This is a genomic window from Lysobacter brunescens (genome assembly GCF_042677005.1).
GTDB classification, from domain to species: Bacteria; Pseudomonadota; Gammaproteobacteria; order Xanthomonadales; family Xanthomonadaceae; genus Lysobacter_I; species Lysobacter_I brunescens.
Window position 1 is genome coordinate 240,272 of record NZ_JBHTIF010000002.1, and the last position, 16,454, is coordinate 256,725.

The window sequence follows — 16,454 nt, forward strand, 5'->3', positions numbered from 1 at the left end:
TCTCCTTTGCCAGTTGATTGAGACGGTGGCTTTCATGAATCAATTGGTCACCTGATGCCAATCCGCCCACGACTCCACAAAGATATCCCGAATCTCGACCTCGCCGATCGGCGTATCCACCGTCCCCAGCGAGAACGCGATCAACCCGGGTTCGCGGTTCTCGTCGCGCCAGAACAGCGAGGCGCCGCAGCCGGCGCAGAAGCCGCGCTCGGCGGTGGTCGAGGAGCGATACCACGTCAGAGTCCCTGTCTCGTCTTCGATGGACAACTGCGCCGTGGACACCGTGGCATAGGTCGCGAACGCGGCGCCGTGGCTCTTGCGGCACATCGAACAGTGGCAGTGCGTGACCCGGTCGAAGTCGCCTGCGACGCGGTAGCGCACCGCGCCGCAGAGGCAGCTGCCGGCATGGGTTGCGGTGGTCATGCGTCGTCGCTCCAGGTCGTGGCGAGCGGCAGCTGGAAGCGCAGGGTCTCGTCGTACTGCACCCAGCCTTCCGCGCGGTACAGCGCCTGCGCGGCGTGGTTGTCGGGCATGGTTTCCAGTTCGAGGCGGATCGCGCCGGCCTCGCGGCCGAAGTCTGCCGCCGCCGAGAGCAGCGCCTGCGCGACACCCTTGCGCCGGGCGTGCGCGGCGACGAACAGGTCGTTGAGAATGAAGGTGCGCTGCGCGCGCACCGAGGAGAACATCGGGTAGAGCTGGGTGAAGCCGGCGGGCGCGCCGTCGAGCGTGGCAAGGAAGACCACCGATTCATTGCGCGACAGGCGTTCGTGCAGGAAGCTCCGTGCGGTGTCGAGGTCGGGCGGCATCGCATAGAACGTGCGGTAATCGGCGAACAGCGGCGCCAGCGCGTCGAGATCGTCGAGCGTGGCGCGGCGGATGGTCACGGGCATGGGCGTCGTCCTGGGGAATGCGATGTTGCGATGCTAGCAGGCGGAGCGTTTCCGTCGCGGAACGCTGTTGTCCGCGGCCCAAGGGTTTTGTAGAGCGGAGCTTGCTCCGCTCGCTTCTTCCGGTAAATGCATGAGCGGAGCAAGCTCCGCTCTACAGGTCTTCCGCAGGGAGATGAGCGGAGCAAGCTCCGCTCTACAGGTGATGCATCCGCGTTCGGGCGATGCGTCAGAGATCCCCGAACCGCGCCTGCATCGCGGCGATGGCGGCGAGACCGGCGGTCTCGGTGCGCAGGACGCGCGGGCCGAGGCGCAGGCCGGTGAAGCAGTGCTGCGCGAGCAGTTCGCGATCCTTCGCGGACCAGCCGCCTTCGGGGCCGATGCCGATCACCACCGCGCCCTGCGGTCGCGACAGCGTCTCGAAGCGATGCTCCCCCTGCGGATCGAGGGTGAGCTTGAGCGCATCGGCGTCCAGCGCCGCAGCGGCTTCGCCCAGGCCGCGTGCCGGCATCAGCTCGGGAATGCGCGCACGACCGCTCTGCTCGCAGGCCGAGGTCACGACGCTGCGCCAGTGCGCCATGCGCTTGTCGAGGCGCTCGCCGTCGAGCCTGACCTCGGTGCGATCGGCGAACACCGGCGCAATGGCCGACACGCCCAGCTCCGTGGCCTTCTGCAGGATCAGGTCCATCTTCTCGCCGCGCGCGATGCCCTGCAGCAGGACGATGCGCAGCGGCGATTCGTTGTCGACGACGCGCAGGCCGCCGACCTCGACATCGACGCCGCGCTTGGTCACGGTGGCCAGCGTGGCGTCGTAGTCGTGGCCATCGCCGTTGAACAGCACGCAGGCCTCGCCTTCGCGCAGGCGCAGCACGCGCACCAGGTGCGTGGCCGCGCTCTCGGGCAGGGTCACGCGCGCGCCGGGCGCGAGCGGCTGGTCGACGAACACTCGGGTCAGGCGCATCGTGCGGCCTCCTTCAGGCAGGCATCGGTCGCATCGGCGATCTGCGCGAGCTGCGCGTCGTCGACGCAATAGGGCGGCATCCAGTACAGCACGTCGCCGAGCGGGCGCAGCAGCACGCCGTGGTCGAGCGCGGTGCGGTACATGCGCAGGCCGCGACGGCCGGCGATCTCGACCGCGTGGCCGTCGTCGTGGTTCTCCGGTTCCGGATGCAGTTCGATCGCGACGACCATGCCGGCCTGGCGCACCTCGGCGACCAGCGGGTTCGCCGCGAACGAGGACGCGAGTTCGCCCATCTTCTGCGCGGTGACGCGGTTGCGCGCGATCACGTCGTCGCCTTCGAGGATGTCCAGCGAGGCCAGCGCGGCGGCGCAGGCCAGCGGGTTGCCGCTGTAGCTGTGCGAGTGCAGGAAGGCGCGCTCGCGGGAATCGTCGAGGAAACCCTCGTAGATCTGCTGCGTCGCCAGCACCGCTGCCAGCGGCAGGAAACCGCCGGTGAGGCCCTTCGACACGCACATGAGGTCGGGCATCACCCCGGCCTGCTCGAAGGCGAACAGCGTGCCGGTGCGGCCGAAGCCGGTGGCGATCTCGTCGGCGATCAGGAATACGCCGTGCACGTCGCACAGGTCGCGCACGCGCTTGAGGTAGACCGGATCGTGCATGCGCATGCCGCCGGCGCACTGCAGGCGCGGTTCGAGGATCAGCGCGCAGACCTCGCCGGGATGTTCGTCGAGCAGGCGGGCGAGGGCGTCGGCGGCGTCCTCGGCGCACTGTGAGGCGTCGGCCGGCGTGCGCGCGCCGAAGGCGTCGGGCGAGGGCGCGAACAGCACGTCGAGCAGCAGCGGCGCGTACACGCGGCGATACAGCGGGATGTCGCCGACCGACAGTGCGCCGACGGTCTCGCCGTGGTAGCTGTTGGTCAGGGCGACGAACTTGGTGCGGTTCGGTTCGTCGCCGCGGTTGCGATACCAGTGGAAGGCCATCTTCAGTGCGACTTCGACGCCGGCCGAGCCGTTGTCGGCATAGAAGACCTTGGCCAGCGGGGCGCGATCGGGCTGGCGCGGGGCCACGGCGAGCAGACGTTCGGCCAGCTCCACGGCCGGGGCATGCGAGAACCCGGCGAGGATCACCTGCTCCAGCGTGCGCGCCTGACGGCCGATGGCCTCTGCGATGCGCGGTTCGGAGTGACCGTGGATGTTCGTCCACCAGCTGCTGACCGCGTCCAGGGTCCGGCGGCCGTCGTGGCCGACCAGCCAGGCGCCTTTGCCGTAGGCCACCGGCAGGAGGGGCAGGGCGTGGGGGTGTTCGCGCATCTGGGTGCAGGGGTGCCAGAGCACGTCGAGATCGCGCGCGCGCCAGTGGTCGGCGTCGTGGTCGTTTATGATCTTGGGATGCCTCGTCATCCCCACATTATCGCCCGTCCCCCCGCCCGCCCGGTGGCCGCATGAGCCGGCCCCTGCCGATCGTCCACCAGGTCACGCGTCGCCAGTCCGACGGCGACCGGGTGGTGGAGGAGCTGGACCTGGAGTTCTCCAACGGCGAGCGCCGCCGCTACCACCGCGTGGCGCCGGTGGGCAACGGCGCGGTGATCGTGGTGCCGATGATCGACGACCACACCGCGCTGCTGATCCGCGAGTACGCCGCCGGCACCCATCGCTACGAGCTGGGCCTGGTCAAGGGCCGGATCGACGACGGCGAGACGCCCGAGCAGGCGGCGAACCGCGAGCTGAAGGAAGAGGCCGGCTACGGTGCGCGTTCGCTGACCGTGCTGCGCCGCCTGAGCCTGGCGCCGACGTACATGGGCCACGAGACCGTGCTGGTGCTGGCCCGCGACCTGTACGAGGAGCGCCTGCCGGGCGACGAGCCCGAGGTGCTGGAGGTCGTGCCGTGGCGCCTCGATGCGCTGCACGAACTGATGTTCGTAGAAGAATTCTCGGAGGGGCGCTCGATCGCGGCGCTCTTCCTCGTCAGGGAACTGCTGTCCGGAGGACACGAGACCGATGCCCATGCTGCTCGATGAGACGATCCGCGAAGGCGTGATCGCCATCGCCAATGCCGCCGCAGCCGAGATCCTGGCGGTCTACGAACAACCCATCTATGTCGAGCGCAAGGGCGACGACAGCCCGCTGACCGCCGCCGACCTGGCCTCGCACCACTGCATCGTTGATGGCCTGGCCCGGCTGACGCCGGACATCCCGGTGCTGTCGGAGGAGTCCGCCGTGCTGCCCGTCGCCGAGCGCCGCGCCTGGACGCGGTTCTGGCTGGTCGATCCGCTCGACGGCACCCGCGAGTTCGTCAAGCGCAACGGCGAGTTCACGGTGAACATCGCGCTGATCGAGGACGGCGTCGCCGTCTTCGGCGTGATCCAGGCGCCGGTGCCGGGCGTGCTGTGGTGGGGCGACCTCGCCCACGGCGCGTACCGTCGCGCCGATGGCGGGGAAACGGCGATGGAAGTGCGCAGCCCGGCCGTGGCGCCGATCCGCGTCGCCGCCAGCCGTTCGCATCGCGACGCGCGCACGGAAGCCTTCATGGCACGTATGGCCGCCGACCTGGGCGAGCTGGAGGACGTGACCGTCGGCTCCTCGCTCAAGTTCTGCCGCATCGCCGAAGGCGCGATCGACATCTACCCGCGCTTCGGCCCGACCAGCGAATGGGACACCGCCGCCGGCCAGGCCATCCTCGAAGCCGCCGGTGGCCGCGTGCTCGACCCGCAGGGCCGACCGTTCCGCTACAACCAGCGCGACACCCTGCTCAACGGGGATTTCGTTGCGCTGGGGGATGTTCACATGCCGTGGCAGACGTGGTGCGATTGATCGGGCCATCCGCGCAGTCATGACCGAGTCCACCGACATCCACCGCATCCTCGCGATCATGGCCCGCCTGCGCGACCCGCAGGGCGGCTGCCCGTGGGATCGGAAGCAGACCTTCGCCACCATCGCGCCGTACACGGTGGAGGAGGCGTATGAAGTCGCCGATGCCATCGACCGCAACGACCTCGACGACCTGAAGGACGAACTCGGCGACCTGCTGTTCCAGGTGGTGTTCCATGCGCGCATGGCCGAGGAGCAGGGCGCGTTCGCGTTCGGCGACGTGGTCGCGGCGATCAGCGACAAGATGGAGCGCCGGCATCCGCACGTGTTCGCCGGGATGAGCATCGCCGACAGCGATGCGCTGAACGCGATGTGGGACGCGGAGAAAAAGAAGGAACGCCTGGCGAAGCTCGGTGTGGAGGCCGATGCGTCCGCTCTGGCCGGCATCGCCCGGGGCCTGCCCGAGTGGCAGCGCGCGCTGAAGCTGCAGAAGAAGGCCGCGATGGTCGGGTTCGACTGGCCCGGGCCGGCGCCGGTGATCGACAAGCTGAAGGAAGAGCTGGAGGAAGTGCGGGTGGAGTTCGAGGCCCGCGCCGCTGCGCCGGGTGATCCCGCAGCGCAGGACCGGCTGGAGGAGGAGCTGGGCGACCTGCTGTTCGTCGCCGCGAATCTCGCCCGTCACGCGAAGGTCGACCCGGGTGCGGCGCTGCGTCGCGCCAACCACAAGTTCGAGCGCCGCTTCCGCGCGATGGAAGCCATGGCCGCCGCCGATGGCATGCGCCTTGCCGATCTGCCGCTGGACGCGCAGGATCGTTACTGGGACCGGGCCAAACAGCAGGAGTCGACATGAGCGAACGCTTCTCAAGCTTCCGCGAGTTCTACCCCTTCTACCTCGGCGAGCACCGCAACATGGTGTGCCGCCGCCTGCATTTCGTCGGCAGCTGCGTGGCGCTGGGCCTGATCGCCGCCGCCATCGCGCAACGCAACCCGTGGTGGCTGCTCGGCGCGCTGGTCAGCGGCTATGCGTTCGCCTGGGTCGGGCATTTCTTCTTCGAGAAGAACCGGCCCGCGACGTTCAAGCACCCGTTCTACTCGTTCGCCGGCGACTGGGTGATGTTCAAGGACATCCTGATCGGACGGATTCCGTTCTGACCCGGTCGCCCTTGTAGAGCGGAGCTTGCTCCGCTCATGGCGTTCCCGGGAGATTGAGCGGAGCAAGCTCCGCTGCCGGCTTTCCGAGAGCCTTTGAATCTGCCGTCGCGGTGATGGGGCAGGCTTCGGTGAGGGTGCAGCGGAGCTGCGCTCCGCTCTACGGAAACGATTGCGCTATTTCCCCAGCTTCGCCACCAGCGCCTTCATCGCGGCCTGCGTATCCGGTTCCCACCAGCCGTCGACGAAGGCTTCGACATCGATGCTTTCCGGCGACATCGCCTCGACCACGTCCGCGCGGGCGATGGCGCGGGTCTGCAGCATCGGCTGGCGCGGCAGTTTCAGCAGAGCCTGTTGCCATGCGATCGCGCGCGCTTCGACGTGCTCGCCGTCGGCGAGTTCATCGACCAGGCCAAGGTCGAACGCGCGCTCGGCGGGAATCATTTCGCCGGTGACGAGCAGGCGTTCAGTGCGATGGCCGCCGACGATGCGGCGCATCAGTTTCTGGATGCCCTCGGGCACCGCCAGGCCGACCTGGGTTTCGTTCAGGCCGATGGCGAAGGGCTTGGCCGGATCGGCGCTGCGCGCCATCACCCGGTAATCGCAGCACAGCGCGAGCACGCAGCCGCCGGCCGGCGAGTGGCCGGTGATCGCCGCTGCCACGGGGATGCGCGATTCGGCCAGCAGACGCGCCACGCCGAAGAAGGCCTGCCAGGCTTCGAGTACGGCGCTGCGGTCGTCCCCCAGCGAGACCAGGTAGGGCACGTCGAGGCCGGCGGAGAAGATCTTGGGATTGCCGGCCAGCACCACGCCGAGCACGCCGTCGCTGTAGGCGGTTTCCAGTGCGGCGATGAGGCTGCGGCACAGTTCGGGGTTCAGCGCGTTCACCGGCGGCCGGGCCATGCGGATGCAGCGGATGGCGCCGATGTCCTGGGTCTCGATCAAGGGGATGCTCATCGTCTTCCGGGCGAGAGAGGGGGAGTCGCTATCATAGGGCCATGAACGCATCTGCCCATCGCCATGTCTGTCGTCTCGCCGTCCTTGTCGCCCTCGCGGTCGCGTCCGTCCTCGGGCCCGGAGCCGCACTGGCCGCGAACAAGCCCTGCCTGCCCGTCGTCCGCGATGCCTGGGTGCGCCTGCCGCCCGGCAACATGCCGATGATGGCCGGCTTTGGCCGCATCGAGAACCGCTGCGGCATGCCCGCGACCATCCTGCGCGCCACCAGCCCGTCTTTCGCGAGCGTCGAGCTGCACGAGTCGAAGATGGTCGATGGCGTCAGCCGCATGCGCCCGGTGCCCGAACTGCGCCTCGCACCGAACGGCGCCGCCGTGCTCAAGCCCGGCGGCCTGCACCTGATGCTGATGAAGCCCTCTGCACCGCTGAATCCGGGCAGCCGCATCGTGCTCCAGTTCGAACTCGCCGGCGGCGGCAAAGTGCTGGGTGAGTTCGAGGTGCGGAAGGCGACGCCGTAGCGCTGCCTCCGCTGTTCGGTAGGAGCGACGCGAGTCGCGACGCACCTCCGTTGGTCTGTCGCGACTCGCGTCGCTCCTGCAAAAGTCGGAGCGTTGGCTCAGCTTTCCGCCGACGCTCGCACCGCTTCCGGCAGCGGGATCGGCCGGCCGCTGTGTCGGTCGATCCACACCAGCACGCAGTGGCCGTCGGCGTGGACGCGGTCGTCGGTGTCGATGATGCGATGGCCGAGGGTGACGCTGGTGTTGCCAACGCGGTCGGCGAACAGCTCGACGAAGACCTGCGAGGGGTAGGGGATCGGCAGGCGGTAGTTCATCTGCACGGCAGCGAGCAGCGGGATGTGGTCTTCGGTGATCCACGCCTTGCCGGTGCTCTCGAACCAGCGGATCCGCGCCTCTTCGAGGTAGGTCATGAAGTTCGAGTTGTTGACGTGGTTGAACGCGTCCAGGTCGCGCCAGCGCAGCTCCATGGGCATGCGGACGAGGATCTTCTTCGCGGTGTCGGTGGGGGCGGTCATGATGATTTCTTTCCGGCTTTGCCTGCCGGGGTTTTCTTGGCGGGCATGTTCTTTGGAGGCGCTTTCTTCGCGACGGCCTTCTTTGCCTCGGACTTGCGCGGCGGCAGCGCGCGTTCGGCCTTGGAGATGGTCGAAGCCTTCGACGGCGTGCTGCCGGCGACGCGTTTCGGGTCGAGCAGCGGGGCGAGGAATCGGCCGGTGTGCGAATGCGGCATTGCCGCGATCTCCTCGGGCGTGCCCTCGCCGAGGATCGTGCCGCCGCGATGCCCGCCTTCGGGGCCGAGGTCGATCACCCAGTCGGCGGTCTTGATCACGTCGAGGTTGTGCTCGATCACCACGATCGTGTTGCCCTCGTCGCGCAGCTTGTGCAGCACCGCGAGCAGGTGCTCGATGTCGTGGAAATGCAGGCCGGTGGTCGGCTCGTCGAGGATGTACAGCGTGCGGCCCGTGTCGCGGCGCGACAGTTCCTTGGACAGCTTCACGCGCTGCGCCTCTCCGCCGGACAGCGTCGTCGCCGGCTGGCCCAGACGCACGTAGCTCAGGCCCACATCGACCAGGGTTTCCAGCTTGCGCGCGATCGACGGCACCGGTTCGAACAGCTTCAGCGCGTCCTCGACGGTCATCTCCAGCACGTCGTGGATGCTGTAGCCCTTGTAGAGGATCTCCAGCGTCTCGCGGTTGTAGCGCTTGCCGTGGCACACGTCGCAGGGCACGTACACGTCGGGCAGGAAGTGCATCTCGACCTTGATCAGGCCATCGCCCTGGCAGGCCTCGCAGCGGCCGCCGCGCACGTTGAAGCTGAAACGCCCCGGCGAATAGCCGCGCGCGCGCGCTTCCGGCACCTGCGCGTACAGCTCGCGCAGCGGTGTGAACAGGCCGGTGTAGGTCGCCGGGTTCGAGCGCGGGGTGCGACCGATCGGCGACTGGTCGATGTCGACGACCTTGTCGAACAGGTCGATGCCCTTCACCTCGCGGTATGCCGCCGGTTTGTGCGAGGCGCCGTTGATCTCGTTCGCGGCCAGCGCATACAGGGTGTCGTTGATGAGCGTCGACTTGCCCGAACCCGACACGCCGGTCACGGCGGTGAACAGGCCCGCATGCAGGGTCAGGTCCACGTCCTTGAGGTTGTTGCCCGAGGCGCCGCGCAGCTGCAGCTTCATCTTCGGGTTCGGCTTGTGTCGATGCGCGGGAATCTCGATGCGCTTGCGACCGCTGAGGTACTGGCCCGTGAGCGAGCGCGGCGACTTCAGCAGGTCGTCGAGCGTGCCCTGGGCGATGACTTCGCCGCCGTGCACGCCTGCGCCCGGGCCGATGTCGACCACATGGTCCGCCAGACGGATCGCATCCTCGTCGTGCTCGACCACGATCACGGTGTTGCCGAGATCGCGCAGCCGGGTGAGTGTGCCGAGCAGGCGCTCGTTGTCGCGCTGGTGCAGGCCGATCGAGGGCTCGTCGAGTACGTACATCACGCCCACCAGGCCCGCGCCGATCTGCGAGGCGAGACGGATGCGCTGCGCTTCGCCACCGGACAGGGTGTCGGCCTTGCGCTCCAGCGTGAGGTAATCCAGGCCCACGTCGACGAGGAAGGTCAGGCGCTCGCGAATTTCCTTGACGATCTTGGTCGCGATCTCGCCGCGCCAGCCGGCCAGCGACAGCGCGCTGAAGAAGTCGAGCGCTTCGTCGATGGGCAGCACCACGATCGACGACAGCGGACGGTCGGCGACGAACACGTTGCGCGCGGCGCGGTTCAGGCGCGCGCCGCCGCAGTCGGTGCAGGCACGCTCGCTGATGTATTTCGCCAGTTCCTCGCGCACCGCAGCGGATTCGGTTTCGCGGTAGCGGCGTTCGAGGTTGGGCAGGATGCCTTCGAAGCGATGCTTGCGCTGGGTGCGGCCGCCGGCATCGGTGAGGTAGGTGAAGGTGATGACCTCGCTGCCGCTGCCGTGGAGCACCGCGTCGCGGCTGCTTTCCGGCAGCTCCTGCCAGGGCGTGTCGACGCTGAAGCCGTAGTGCTTGGCCAGCGACTGGATCAGCTGGAAGTAGTAGACGTTGCGGCGGTCCCAGCCGCGCACCGCACCGGCGGCCAGCGACAGTTCCGGGTGCACCACCACGCGCGCCGGGTCGAAGAATTGGCTGACGCCGAGGCCGTCGCAGGTCGGGCAGGCGCCGATCGGCGAGTTGAAGGAGAACAGGCGCGGTTCCAGCTCCGGCAACGCGTATTCGCAGACCGGGCAGCTGTATTTCGACGAGAACAGCAGCGGCTCGGCATTCGCATCGTCGAGCGACTGCACCATGGCCATGCCGTCGCCGAGTTTCAGGGCCGTCTCGAAGGACTCGGCGAGGCGCTGCTTGAGGTCCTCGCGCGGCTTGAAGCGATCGACCACGGCCTCGATCGTGTGCTTCACGCGCAATGCGAGCGGCGGCACGGCGTCGATCTCGTACAGCACGCCGTCCACGCGCACGCGCACGTAGCCCTGCGCGCGCAGTTGCTCGAACACCTGCGCATGCTCGCCCTTGCGCTCGCGCACGACCGGCGCCAGCAGCATCCAGCGCTGCTCGGCGGTCTTCGGGTCGTTCGCCAGCGCCAGCACCTGGTCGACCATCTGGCTGACGGTCTGCGCCTCCAGCGGGAAATGGTGGTCGGGGCAGCGCGGGCTGCCGACGCGGGCGTAGAGCAGGCGCAGGTAGTCGTAGATCTCGGTGATCGTGCCGACCGTCGAGCGCGGGTTGTGGCTGGTCGACTTCTGCTCGATCGAGATCGCCGGGCTCAGGCCCTCGATGTGGTCGACATCGGGCTTCTCCATCACGCTGAGGAACTGGCGCGCGTAGGCCGAGAGCGACTCGACGTAGCGGCGCTGGCCCTCGGCGTAGATGGTGTCGAACGCCAGCGACGACTTGCCGGAACCGGACAGGCCGGTGATCACGATCAGCTTGTCGCGCGGCAAGTCGAGATCGATGTTCTTCAGATTGTGGGTACGCGCTCCGCGGATGCGGATGGTGTCCATCGCCATGGGGGTGGGGGGATCCGGGTGACTGCAGGGAAGGGGCGCCGCCTTGTCCCGGCCCCGGTGGTCCGGATGGCCGAGCAAAGGCAACTCGCTAGCCTACCGAGCGCCCATGTCCGGAGCAAACCCACGGGTGGAACGCTGCAAGCCCGTTCATTCCGGTCCGTTCATCCCGCCACACTCAGCGCAGCAGTTCGAAGCGCATCGACGCACCGCCTGGCGGCGGCACCGCGTTCTCGACCGGGCTGCCGTCGGGGTTCTGCCCCCAGCCGCGCGTGTCGATCACCGCCGGGCTGACGCCCTGCAGGATCAGCTGCACCTTGAGCGCCTCGGCGCGCTGTTTCGACAGGAACACGTCGTTGGCGGCATCGCTGGTCGGCGTGACAGGGCCGACGATCACCAGGCGCGTGCCTTCGGGCGCGGCACGGATGGCGTCGGCGGCCTGCGCGACCAGCGCCAGGCTGTCGTCGCTGACTTCGCCGCTCCCCGGCTTGAAGGCCACGTCGGTCGCGTTCAGGGTCTTCGCCAGTGCTTCGGGACTCAGCTTCGGTTCCGTCCCGGAATCGTCGCCCGGCGGCTCGAACAGGCCCGACAGGCGCACGCCCGGGAAGGCGCGTTCGGCGGCTGCGCGCAGCGCGCGGCGCTGGTCGTTGTCCAGCGGGCCGCTGAGCGTGGCCTGGTTGCCCGACAGGCGCAGGCCGGCGCCGGGGACGGTGGACAGGATGCGCAGGAAGTCTTCCAGACCCTTGGCCCAGATCGGCGGCCTTGCGGACGGATCGACGTCGATCGCGCCCTGCGCCCGGCCGTTGCCGTAGACGGCCAGCAGCGCGCGTTCGATGGCGGTGCGGGTGGCTTCGCTGTCGACGGTGCCGTCGAAGCGCAAGCTGCCGCTGTTGTCGGCCAGGCCCAGTGTGGCGTCGATCTGCACGCGGGGCGCGGTTGGCACCTCGGTTTGGGGCGGCGTGTCGCTGCCGCGCTGGCAGCCGGTGGTGGCGATGAGCAGGGCCAGCGCGCAGGCAAAAGCAGGCGCTGGCCTCGGAAATTCGGGGGAATGGATCGGCATGGTGTCCTCGCGGAAGCTCCCCCGGCGTGCGCCGGGGGAGCATTGTGACGCTTGTCGCGGTTGGTGCAGCGAACGGCTTACTTCTTCGAGCTGTAGTTCACCGACACTTCGTCGGAGCACTCGCTCGTGCCCTGGTTGCAGATCTTGTAGGTCATCGTGCCGCTGCCCACGATCCGGAACGTGTCCGTGAACGTGTAGGTGTTGCGGCGCGAGTTGTAGATCAGGCCATTGCGGTAGATGTCCACCTGCTTCTTGCCGTGCTGCCAGGTCAGGGCGACCCGCGTGCGGTGGTTGGTCAGCTGCTCGACCGTGGCCGCCTGCTTGTACGGGTAGTTGGCGTCGACGAAGCTCGGGTACAGCGAGATGCCGGCGGCGGCGCTGAAGCCCTTGATCGTCACGTACCACACGCCTGCGCGCGGCGCCGGGAAGAAGCAGTTCTCGTTGTTGCCGAAGCTGAACGGACGGCAGTCGAACGCGCTGTTGGTCGGCGGTGCGCCATAACGGACGTAGACATCGGCATCGCCGGTGCCGCCGTACATCGCGAACAGCAGGTTGCTGGCGCCGTTGGGCACCACCAGCTGGTACTTCAGCTCGCCGTTGGCGCCGACGCTGAGGTTGCTGACCGTCACACCGTTGAACAGCTCGGTGGCCGGCGGCGGGGGCGGTGGCGGCGGCGGATCCGACGGCAGCGGGTCGGTGCCGTTGGCGACGCGCACGGCGGCGGTGGCATCGACGATGCCGGTGCCGCAGGGCTTGTCGTAGGAGCAGCCACCTGGGAAGCCGCCATTCGCGTACGCGGTGTTCTCCAGGATCTTCTTGACCTGCGCCGGTGTCTTCGGCGTGGACGAAGCGGACTGCATCAGCGCGACGATGCCGGCCACATGCGGCGACGCCATCGAGGTGCCGGCGTACCAGCCGTAGCCCTCCGCGCCCTGCGTGGTCAGGCCCAGGTTCAGCGTCGAGAGCACGTTGTCGGAGGCGGGCGCGGCACCGCTGCCGCCCGGCGCGGCGACATCGACGACCGGGCCGAAGCTCGAATAGCTGGCCAGCGCACCGGTCGGGCCGACCGCGGACACCGCGACCACGTTGTTGCAGCTCGCCGGCTGCTGGCTGGCCGCGTCGCCGCCGGAATTGCCGGCCGCGACCACCACGGTCGTGCCGCGTGCGACCGCAGCGTCGATGGCGTTCTGGAACGCCACGCTGCACGCGCCGCCGCCGCCGAGGCTGAGGTTCAGCACTTCCGCCGGGTTGGCGTTCGCGGGCACACCGGCGACGGTGCCGCCCGAACCCCAGGTGATGCCGTCGACGATGTCGGACAGGAAGCCGCCGCACTTGCCCAGCGCCCGGATCGGCAGGATCTTCGCGCCGGGCGCCACGCCCGCACCGCCGACGCCGTTATCGGTCAGCGCCGAGATCGTGCCGGCGACATGCGTGCCGTGCCAGCTGCTGTCCTCGGCGATGCCGAAGATGTTGCATTCGCCGTCGTGCCAGTCGCCCGGATCGTTCGGGTCCGCGTCGCGGCCGTCGCCGTCGACGGCAGTGTCGAGATCGCCGATGAAGTCGTAGCCCGGCACCAGCTGGCCCGCGAATTCGCTGTGCGGGACGATGCCGGTGTCGATCACGCCGACCACGATGCCGGCGCCGCGGGTGATGTCCCACGCCGGTTCGAGGTTCGCGCCGCCGGCGCCCGCCTTGTAATGCCACTGCTGGGCATACAGCGGATCGTTCGGCGTGAACAGCGGCTTCATCCGCACGTCGGCTTCGACGGCGAAGATGTTCGGGTCCTTCATCAGCTCGGCCATCAGCTGCTTGCTTTCGGCCAGGTCCAGCTTGCGATCGGTGCGGATCACGTCGGCACCGGTCGCCAGCGTGCGCAGGCCCTGGATGCCGAGGCCGAGATTGCCGGCCTTGCCGGCGTAGCGGCTCTCCAGCGAGGTCCTCGCTGCCCGCGCGTTGTCGCGGTAGGTGACGATGAAGCGGTCGTGCCCTTCGTCCTGCGCTGCTGACATGCGGCTTTGGGCGGCGGTCCTGTCGACGACGGGGGCGCGGCTGCCCGACCAGGCGATCGGCGCGGTCACCGCAGCGACGGCCACGGCCAGTGCGGTCAGCCTGAACGCGTGTGAGGGTTTGAGTCGGATCATGGTGCATCAGCTCCTTGTGCATGAGGGGCGGCCTGAATCCTGGCTGCCCGGAGTGGCCGATCCGGCATGTCATGACGCGACGGATCGTCCTGGGGGATGCGTCCCGGTGCCGCGGCCGCGGACCCGGGACGCGACGCCGCACGCCGCCGTGGGTGGCGCGGCGACGGGCGGGGTGTCTGGGCCGAGCGTCAGGGGTCGGCAGCGGCCGGCGGCAAGCTCACGCCGGCAGGGGGATGTGAGGGCAGGCCATGCGCCTGCGGGGTGCGGCAGATATGGATGGAACGACTGCGCTGGGACATCGAACACGGACTCCATGTGTGTGCCGTCGGACCGACCGGCCTCTGTCATCCCCGGGACCCCCCTTGTCCCGCGGGTGCGACCGGACCCTCCGGCCGCATAAACATACGCTGATGAATGGACCGAGGCTAAGCCGGCCCGGGCGCGTTCCGCAAGTGCCTGCTCGACGGGGGGGTCGACTGAACTTGCGGCAGGGCGCCGTCGCCGCTAGAATTCCGCCTCTTTCCGCCCGCAGGGGCGGTTTAGCGTCACCAGCAATACCCGCAACACCAAAAGCGACACCCAAATAACTACAGAGGAATTCCGTTCATGTACGCAGTTCTGGTCACCGGCGGTAAGCAATACCGCGTGATGCAAGGCGAGACGCTTCGCGTCGAGCTGCTCGAAGCCGACGCCGGCAGCGAGATCAAATTCGACAACGTGCTGATGCTGGGCGACGGCGAGGGCGTGACCCTCGGCGACGCACTGAAGGGCGCCACCGTCACCGCCAAGGTGCTCGGTCATGGCCGCGCCGACAAGATCCGCATCGTCAAGTTCCGCCGCCGCAAGCACCATCGCAAGCAGATGGGCCATCGGCAGCACTACACCGAAATCCAGATCACTGGCATCAACAAGTAAGGAGAAGCAGCCATGGCACATAAAAAGGGCGTAGGTTCCTCGCGCAACGGCCGCGACTCCAACCCGAAATACCTCGGCGTGAAGCTGTTCGGCGGTCAGGCCGTCGAAGCCGGCAACATCATCGTCCGTCAGCGCGGCACCCAGTTCCACCCGGGTCCGGGCGTCGGCCTCGGTCGCGACCACACGCTGTTCGCGCTGGTCGACGGCAAGGTCGAGTTTTCGGTGAAGGGCGCCAAGAAGCGCCGCACCGTCAGCATCGTCTGATCGATGCCGCATCGCGCGAGAGGCCCCGCTTCGGCGGGGCTTTTCGTTTCTAGCGTAGGACCATCGCGCTTCTTCTCCGCTTCACCGCCCCTTGCCAGGATCGGTTCTTCCTGCGCCAGTCCTGCCAGAATGCACCCCGTCAGTTCCCGGAAACCTGCCCCATGAAACTCGTCGACGAAGCCGAAATCGAAGTGATCGCCGGATCCGGCGGCAATGGCTGCGTGGGGTTCCGGCGCGAGAAGTTCATCCCGCTGGGTGGCCCCGACGGCGGCGACGGTGGCGATGGCGGCAGCATCTGGCTGCAGGCCGACGAGAACCTGAACACCCTGGTCGACTTCCGCCACGAGCGGAAATTCCGCGCCCAACGCGGCGAGAACGGCATGGGCCGACAGATGTACGGCAAGGGCGGCGAGGACACCACGATCATCGTGCCGGTGGGCACGGTCATCACCAATGTCGAGACCGATGAAATCATCGGCGACCTGACCCGCCACGGGCAGCGCCTGCTGGTCGCCAAGGGCGGCAAGGGTGGCCTCGGCAACATGCATTTCAAGAGCTCGGTCAATCGCGCGCCGCGCAAGGCGCTGCCGGGCCTGCCGGGCGAGGAGCGCATGCTCCGACTGGAGCTGAAGCTGCTGGCCGACGTCGGCCTGCTGGGTTTCCCGAACGCCGGCAAGAGCACTTTCGTCCGCGCGGTGTCGGCGGCGACGCCGAAGGTCGCGGACTATCCGTTCACCACCCTGTATCCGAACCTGGGCGTGGTCAGCGTCGAGCCGCATCGCAGCTTCGTGATCGCGGACATCCCGGGGCTCATCGAAGGCGCCGCCGACGGCGCCGGCCTGGGCGCGCAGTTCCTGCGCCACGTCCAGCGCACCCGCCTGCTGCTGCACTTGGTGGACATGGCGCCGATGGAGGGCGTGATCGACGCCTCGCCGGCCGAGCAGGTCCGCGCGATCGAGCACGAGCTGCGCAAGCACGACCCGGCGATGCTCGAAAAGCCGCGCTGGCTGGTGCTCAACAAGGCCGACCTGATGTTCGAGGACGAGGCCCGCGCCCGCGCCGAGGAGATCGTTGCCGAGCTGGGCTGGACCCAGCCCTGGTACATGGTCTCCGCGATCTCGCGCGAAGGCACCTGGCCGATCATGCTGGAGATCCAGCATTTCTTCGATCGCCTGCGCGAGGAGCAGCTGGAAGCCGAGGCGGAAGCGAAGGCGGCCAGCGCACAGGCCGGGAATCCGCCCTCCGATCAGGCGTAAGCGAATGCCCGACGATTCG

17 protein-coding genes are annotated in these 16,454 nt (G+C 68.4%); 8 read left to right on the forward strand and 9 right to left on the reverse strand.

Features of this window, described 5'->3' with window-relative positions; translation table 11 throughout:
- Positions 1-39: 39 nt before the first annotated feature.
- From ACFQ0E_RS13165 to bioA, 4 genes are all read right to left on the reverse strand, one after another.
- On the reverse strand, positions 40-423 hold the full coding sequence (locus ACFQ0E_RS13165; protein ID WP_386824500.1) for a GFA family protein: 384 nt from the start codon (positions 421-423) through the stop codon (positions 40-42).
- The gene (locus ACFQ0E_RS13170) at positions 420-890 is read right to left on the reverse strand and encodes a GNAT family N-acetyltransferase (protein WP_386824502.1); all 471 of its coding nucleotides are present in this window, start codon (positions 888-890) and stop codon (positions 420-422) included. The genes ACFQ0E_RS13165 and ACFQ0E_RS13170 overlap by 4 nt, the downstream gene beginning before the upstream one ends.
- Positions 891-1,116: 226 nt before the next feature.
- Positions 1,117-1,848 (reverse strand): 16S rRNA (uracil(1498)-N(3))-methyltransferase, encoded by a 732-nt coding sequence (locus ACFQ0E_RS13175; RefSeq protein ID WP_386824503.1) that lies wholly within the window; start codon positions 1,846-1,848, stop codon positions 1,117-1,119.
- Complete coding sequence (bioA, locus tag ACFQ0E_RS13180; RefSeq protein ID WP_386824505.1) at positions 1,839-3,248, reverse strand: adenosylmethionine--8-amino-7-oxononanoate transaminase; 1,410 nt, start codon at positions 3,246-3,248, stop codon at positions 1,839-1,841. Before bioA ends, ACFQ0E_RS13175 begins: the two co-directional genes overlap by 10 nt.
- Positions 3,249-3,289: 41 nt before the next feature.
- On the opposite strand from bioA, the gene nudE reads away from it, so the two are divergent.
- Genes nudE through ACFQ0E_RS13200 form a run of 4 tightly spaced genes read left to right on the forward strand, consistent with a single transcriptional unit; the run spans position 3,290 to position 5,807 of the window.
- Positions 3,290-3,865, forward strand: a complete 576-nt coding sequence (gene nudE, locus ACFQ0E_RS13185; protein ID WP_386824507.1) for an ADP compounds hydrolase NudE — start codon at positions 3,290-3,292, stop codon at positions 3,863-3,865.
- Positions 3,852-4,658 (forward strand): 3'(2'),5'-bisphosphate nucleotidase CysQ, encoded by an 807-nt coding sequence (cysQ, locus tag ACFQ0E_RS13190; RefSeq protein WP_386824509.1) that lies wholly within the window; start codon positions 3,852-3,854, stop codon positions 4,656-4,658. Before nudE ends, cysQ begins: the two co-directional genes overlap by 14 nt.
- A 19-nt stretch (positions 4,659-4,677) precedes the next feature.
- Complete coding sequence (mazG, locus tag ACFQ0E_RS13195; protein ID WP_386824511.1) at positions 4,678-5,505, forward strand: nucleoside triphosphate pyrophosphohydrolase; 828 nt, start codon at positions 4,678-4,680, stop codon at positions 5,503-5,505.
- Positions 5,502-5,807 carry an Mpo1-like protein gene (locus ACFQ0E_RS13200; protein ID WP_386824512.1) on the forward strand — a complete coding sequence of 102 codons (306 nt, stop codon included), beginning with the start codon at positions 5,502-5,504 and terminating at the stop codon, positions 5,805-5,807. Before mazG ends, ACFQ0E_RS13200 begins: the two co-directional genes overlap by 4 nt.
- A gap of 174 nt (positions 5,808-5,981) precedes the next feature.
- On the opposite strand, the gene ACFQ0E_RS13205 is transcribed toward ACFQ0E_RS13200, so the two are convergent.
- A complete protein-coding gene (locus ACFQ0E_RS13205) occupies positions 5,982-6,761 on the reverse strand; it encodes an enoyl-CoA hydratase/isomerase family protein (protein WP_386824514.1) in 780 nt (259 codons plus the stop codon).
- Positions 6,762-6,802: 41 nt separating this feature from the next.
- On the opposite strand from ACFQ0E_RS13205, the gene ACFQ0E_RS13210 reads away from it, so the two are divergent.
- Complete coding sequence (locus ACFQ0E_RS13210; protein ID WP_386824516.1) at positions 6,803-7,276, forward strand: copper chaperone PCu(A)C; 474 nt, start codon at positions 6,803-6,805, stop codon at positions 7,274-7,276.
- A gap of 98 nt (positions 7,277-7,374) precedes the next feature.
- Here ACFQ0E_RS13210 and ACFQ0E_RS13215 read toward each other — a convergent pair whose 3' ends face one another.
- The 4 genes from ACFQ0E_RS13215 to ACFQ0E_RS13230 form a co-directional block, all read right to left on the reverse strand.
- On the reverse strand, positions 7,375-7,791 hold the full coding sequence (locus ACFQ0E_RS13215) for an acyl-CoA thioesterase (RefSeq protein WP_386824518.1): 417 nt from the start codon (positions 7,789-7,791) through the stop codon (positions 7,375-7,377).
- Complete coding sequence (gene uvrA / locus ACFQ0E_RS13220) at positions 7,788-10,802, reverse strand: excinuclease ABC subunit UvrA (protein WP_386824520.1); 3,015 nt, start codon at positions 10,800-10,802, stop codon at positions 7,788-7,790. The genes ACFQ0E_RS13215 and uvrA overlap by 4 nt, the downstream gene beginning before the upstream one ends.
- A gap of 175 nt (positions 10,803-10,977) precedes the next feature.
- Positions 10,978-11,859 carry an OmpA family protein gene (locus ACFQ0E_RS13225; RefSeq protein ID WP_386824522.1) on the reverse strand — a complete coding sequence of 294 codons (882 nt, stop codon included), beginning with the start codon at positions 11,857-11,859 and terminating at the stop codon, positions 10,978-10,980.
- Positions 11,860-11,936: 77 nt separating this feature from the next.
- Positions 11,937-14,000 carry a S8 family peptidase gene (locus tag ACFQ0E_RS13230; protein ID WP_386824524.1) on the reverse strand — a complete coding sequence of 688 codons (2,064 nt, stop codon included), beginning with the start codon at positions 13,998-14,000 and terminating at the stop codon, positions 11,937-11,939.
- Between the two features lie 606 nt (positions 14,001-14,606).
- On the opposite strand from ACFQ0E_RS13230, the gene rplU reads away from it, so the two are divergent.
- The 3 genes from rplU (at position 14,607) to cgtA (ending at position 16,435) form a co-directional block, all read left to right on the forward strand.
- Positions 14,607-14,915 carry a 50S ribosomal protein L21 gene (gene rplU, locus ACFQ0E_RS13235; RefSeq protein WP_137852411.1) on the forward strand — a complete coding sequence of 103 codons (309 nt, stop codon included), beginning with the start codon at positions 14,607-14,609 and terminating at the stop codon, positions 14,913-14,915.
- Positions 14,916-14,927: 12 nt separating this feature from the next.
- Positions 14,928-15,179: a 50S ribosomal protein L27 gene (gene rpmA / locus ACFQ0E_RS13240; protein WP_386824527.1), complete on the forward strand. Its 252-nt coding sequence runs from the start codon at positions 14,928-14,930 to the stop codon at positions 15,177-15,179.
- 161 nt (positions 15,180-15,340) lie between these two features.
- Complete coding sequence (cgtA, locus tag ACFQ0E_RS13245) at positions 15,341-16,435, forward strand: Obg family GTPase CgtA (protein ID WP_386824529.1); 1,095 nt, start codon at positions 15,341-15,343, stop codon at positions 16,433-16,435.
- The last annotated feature ends 19 nt before the right edge of the window (positions 16,436-16,454 follow it).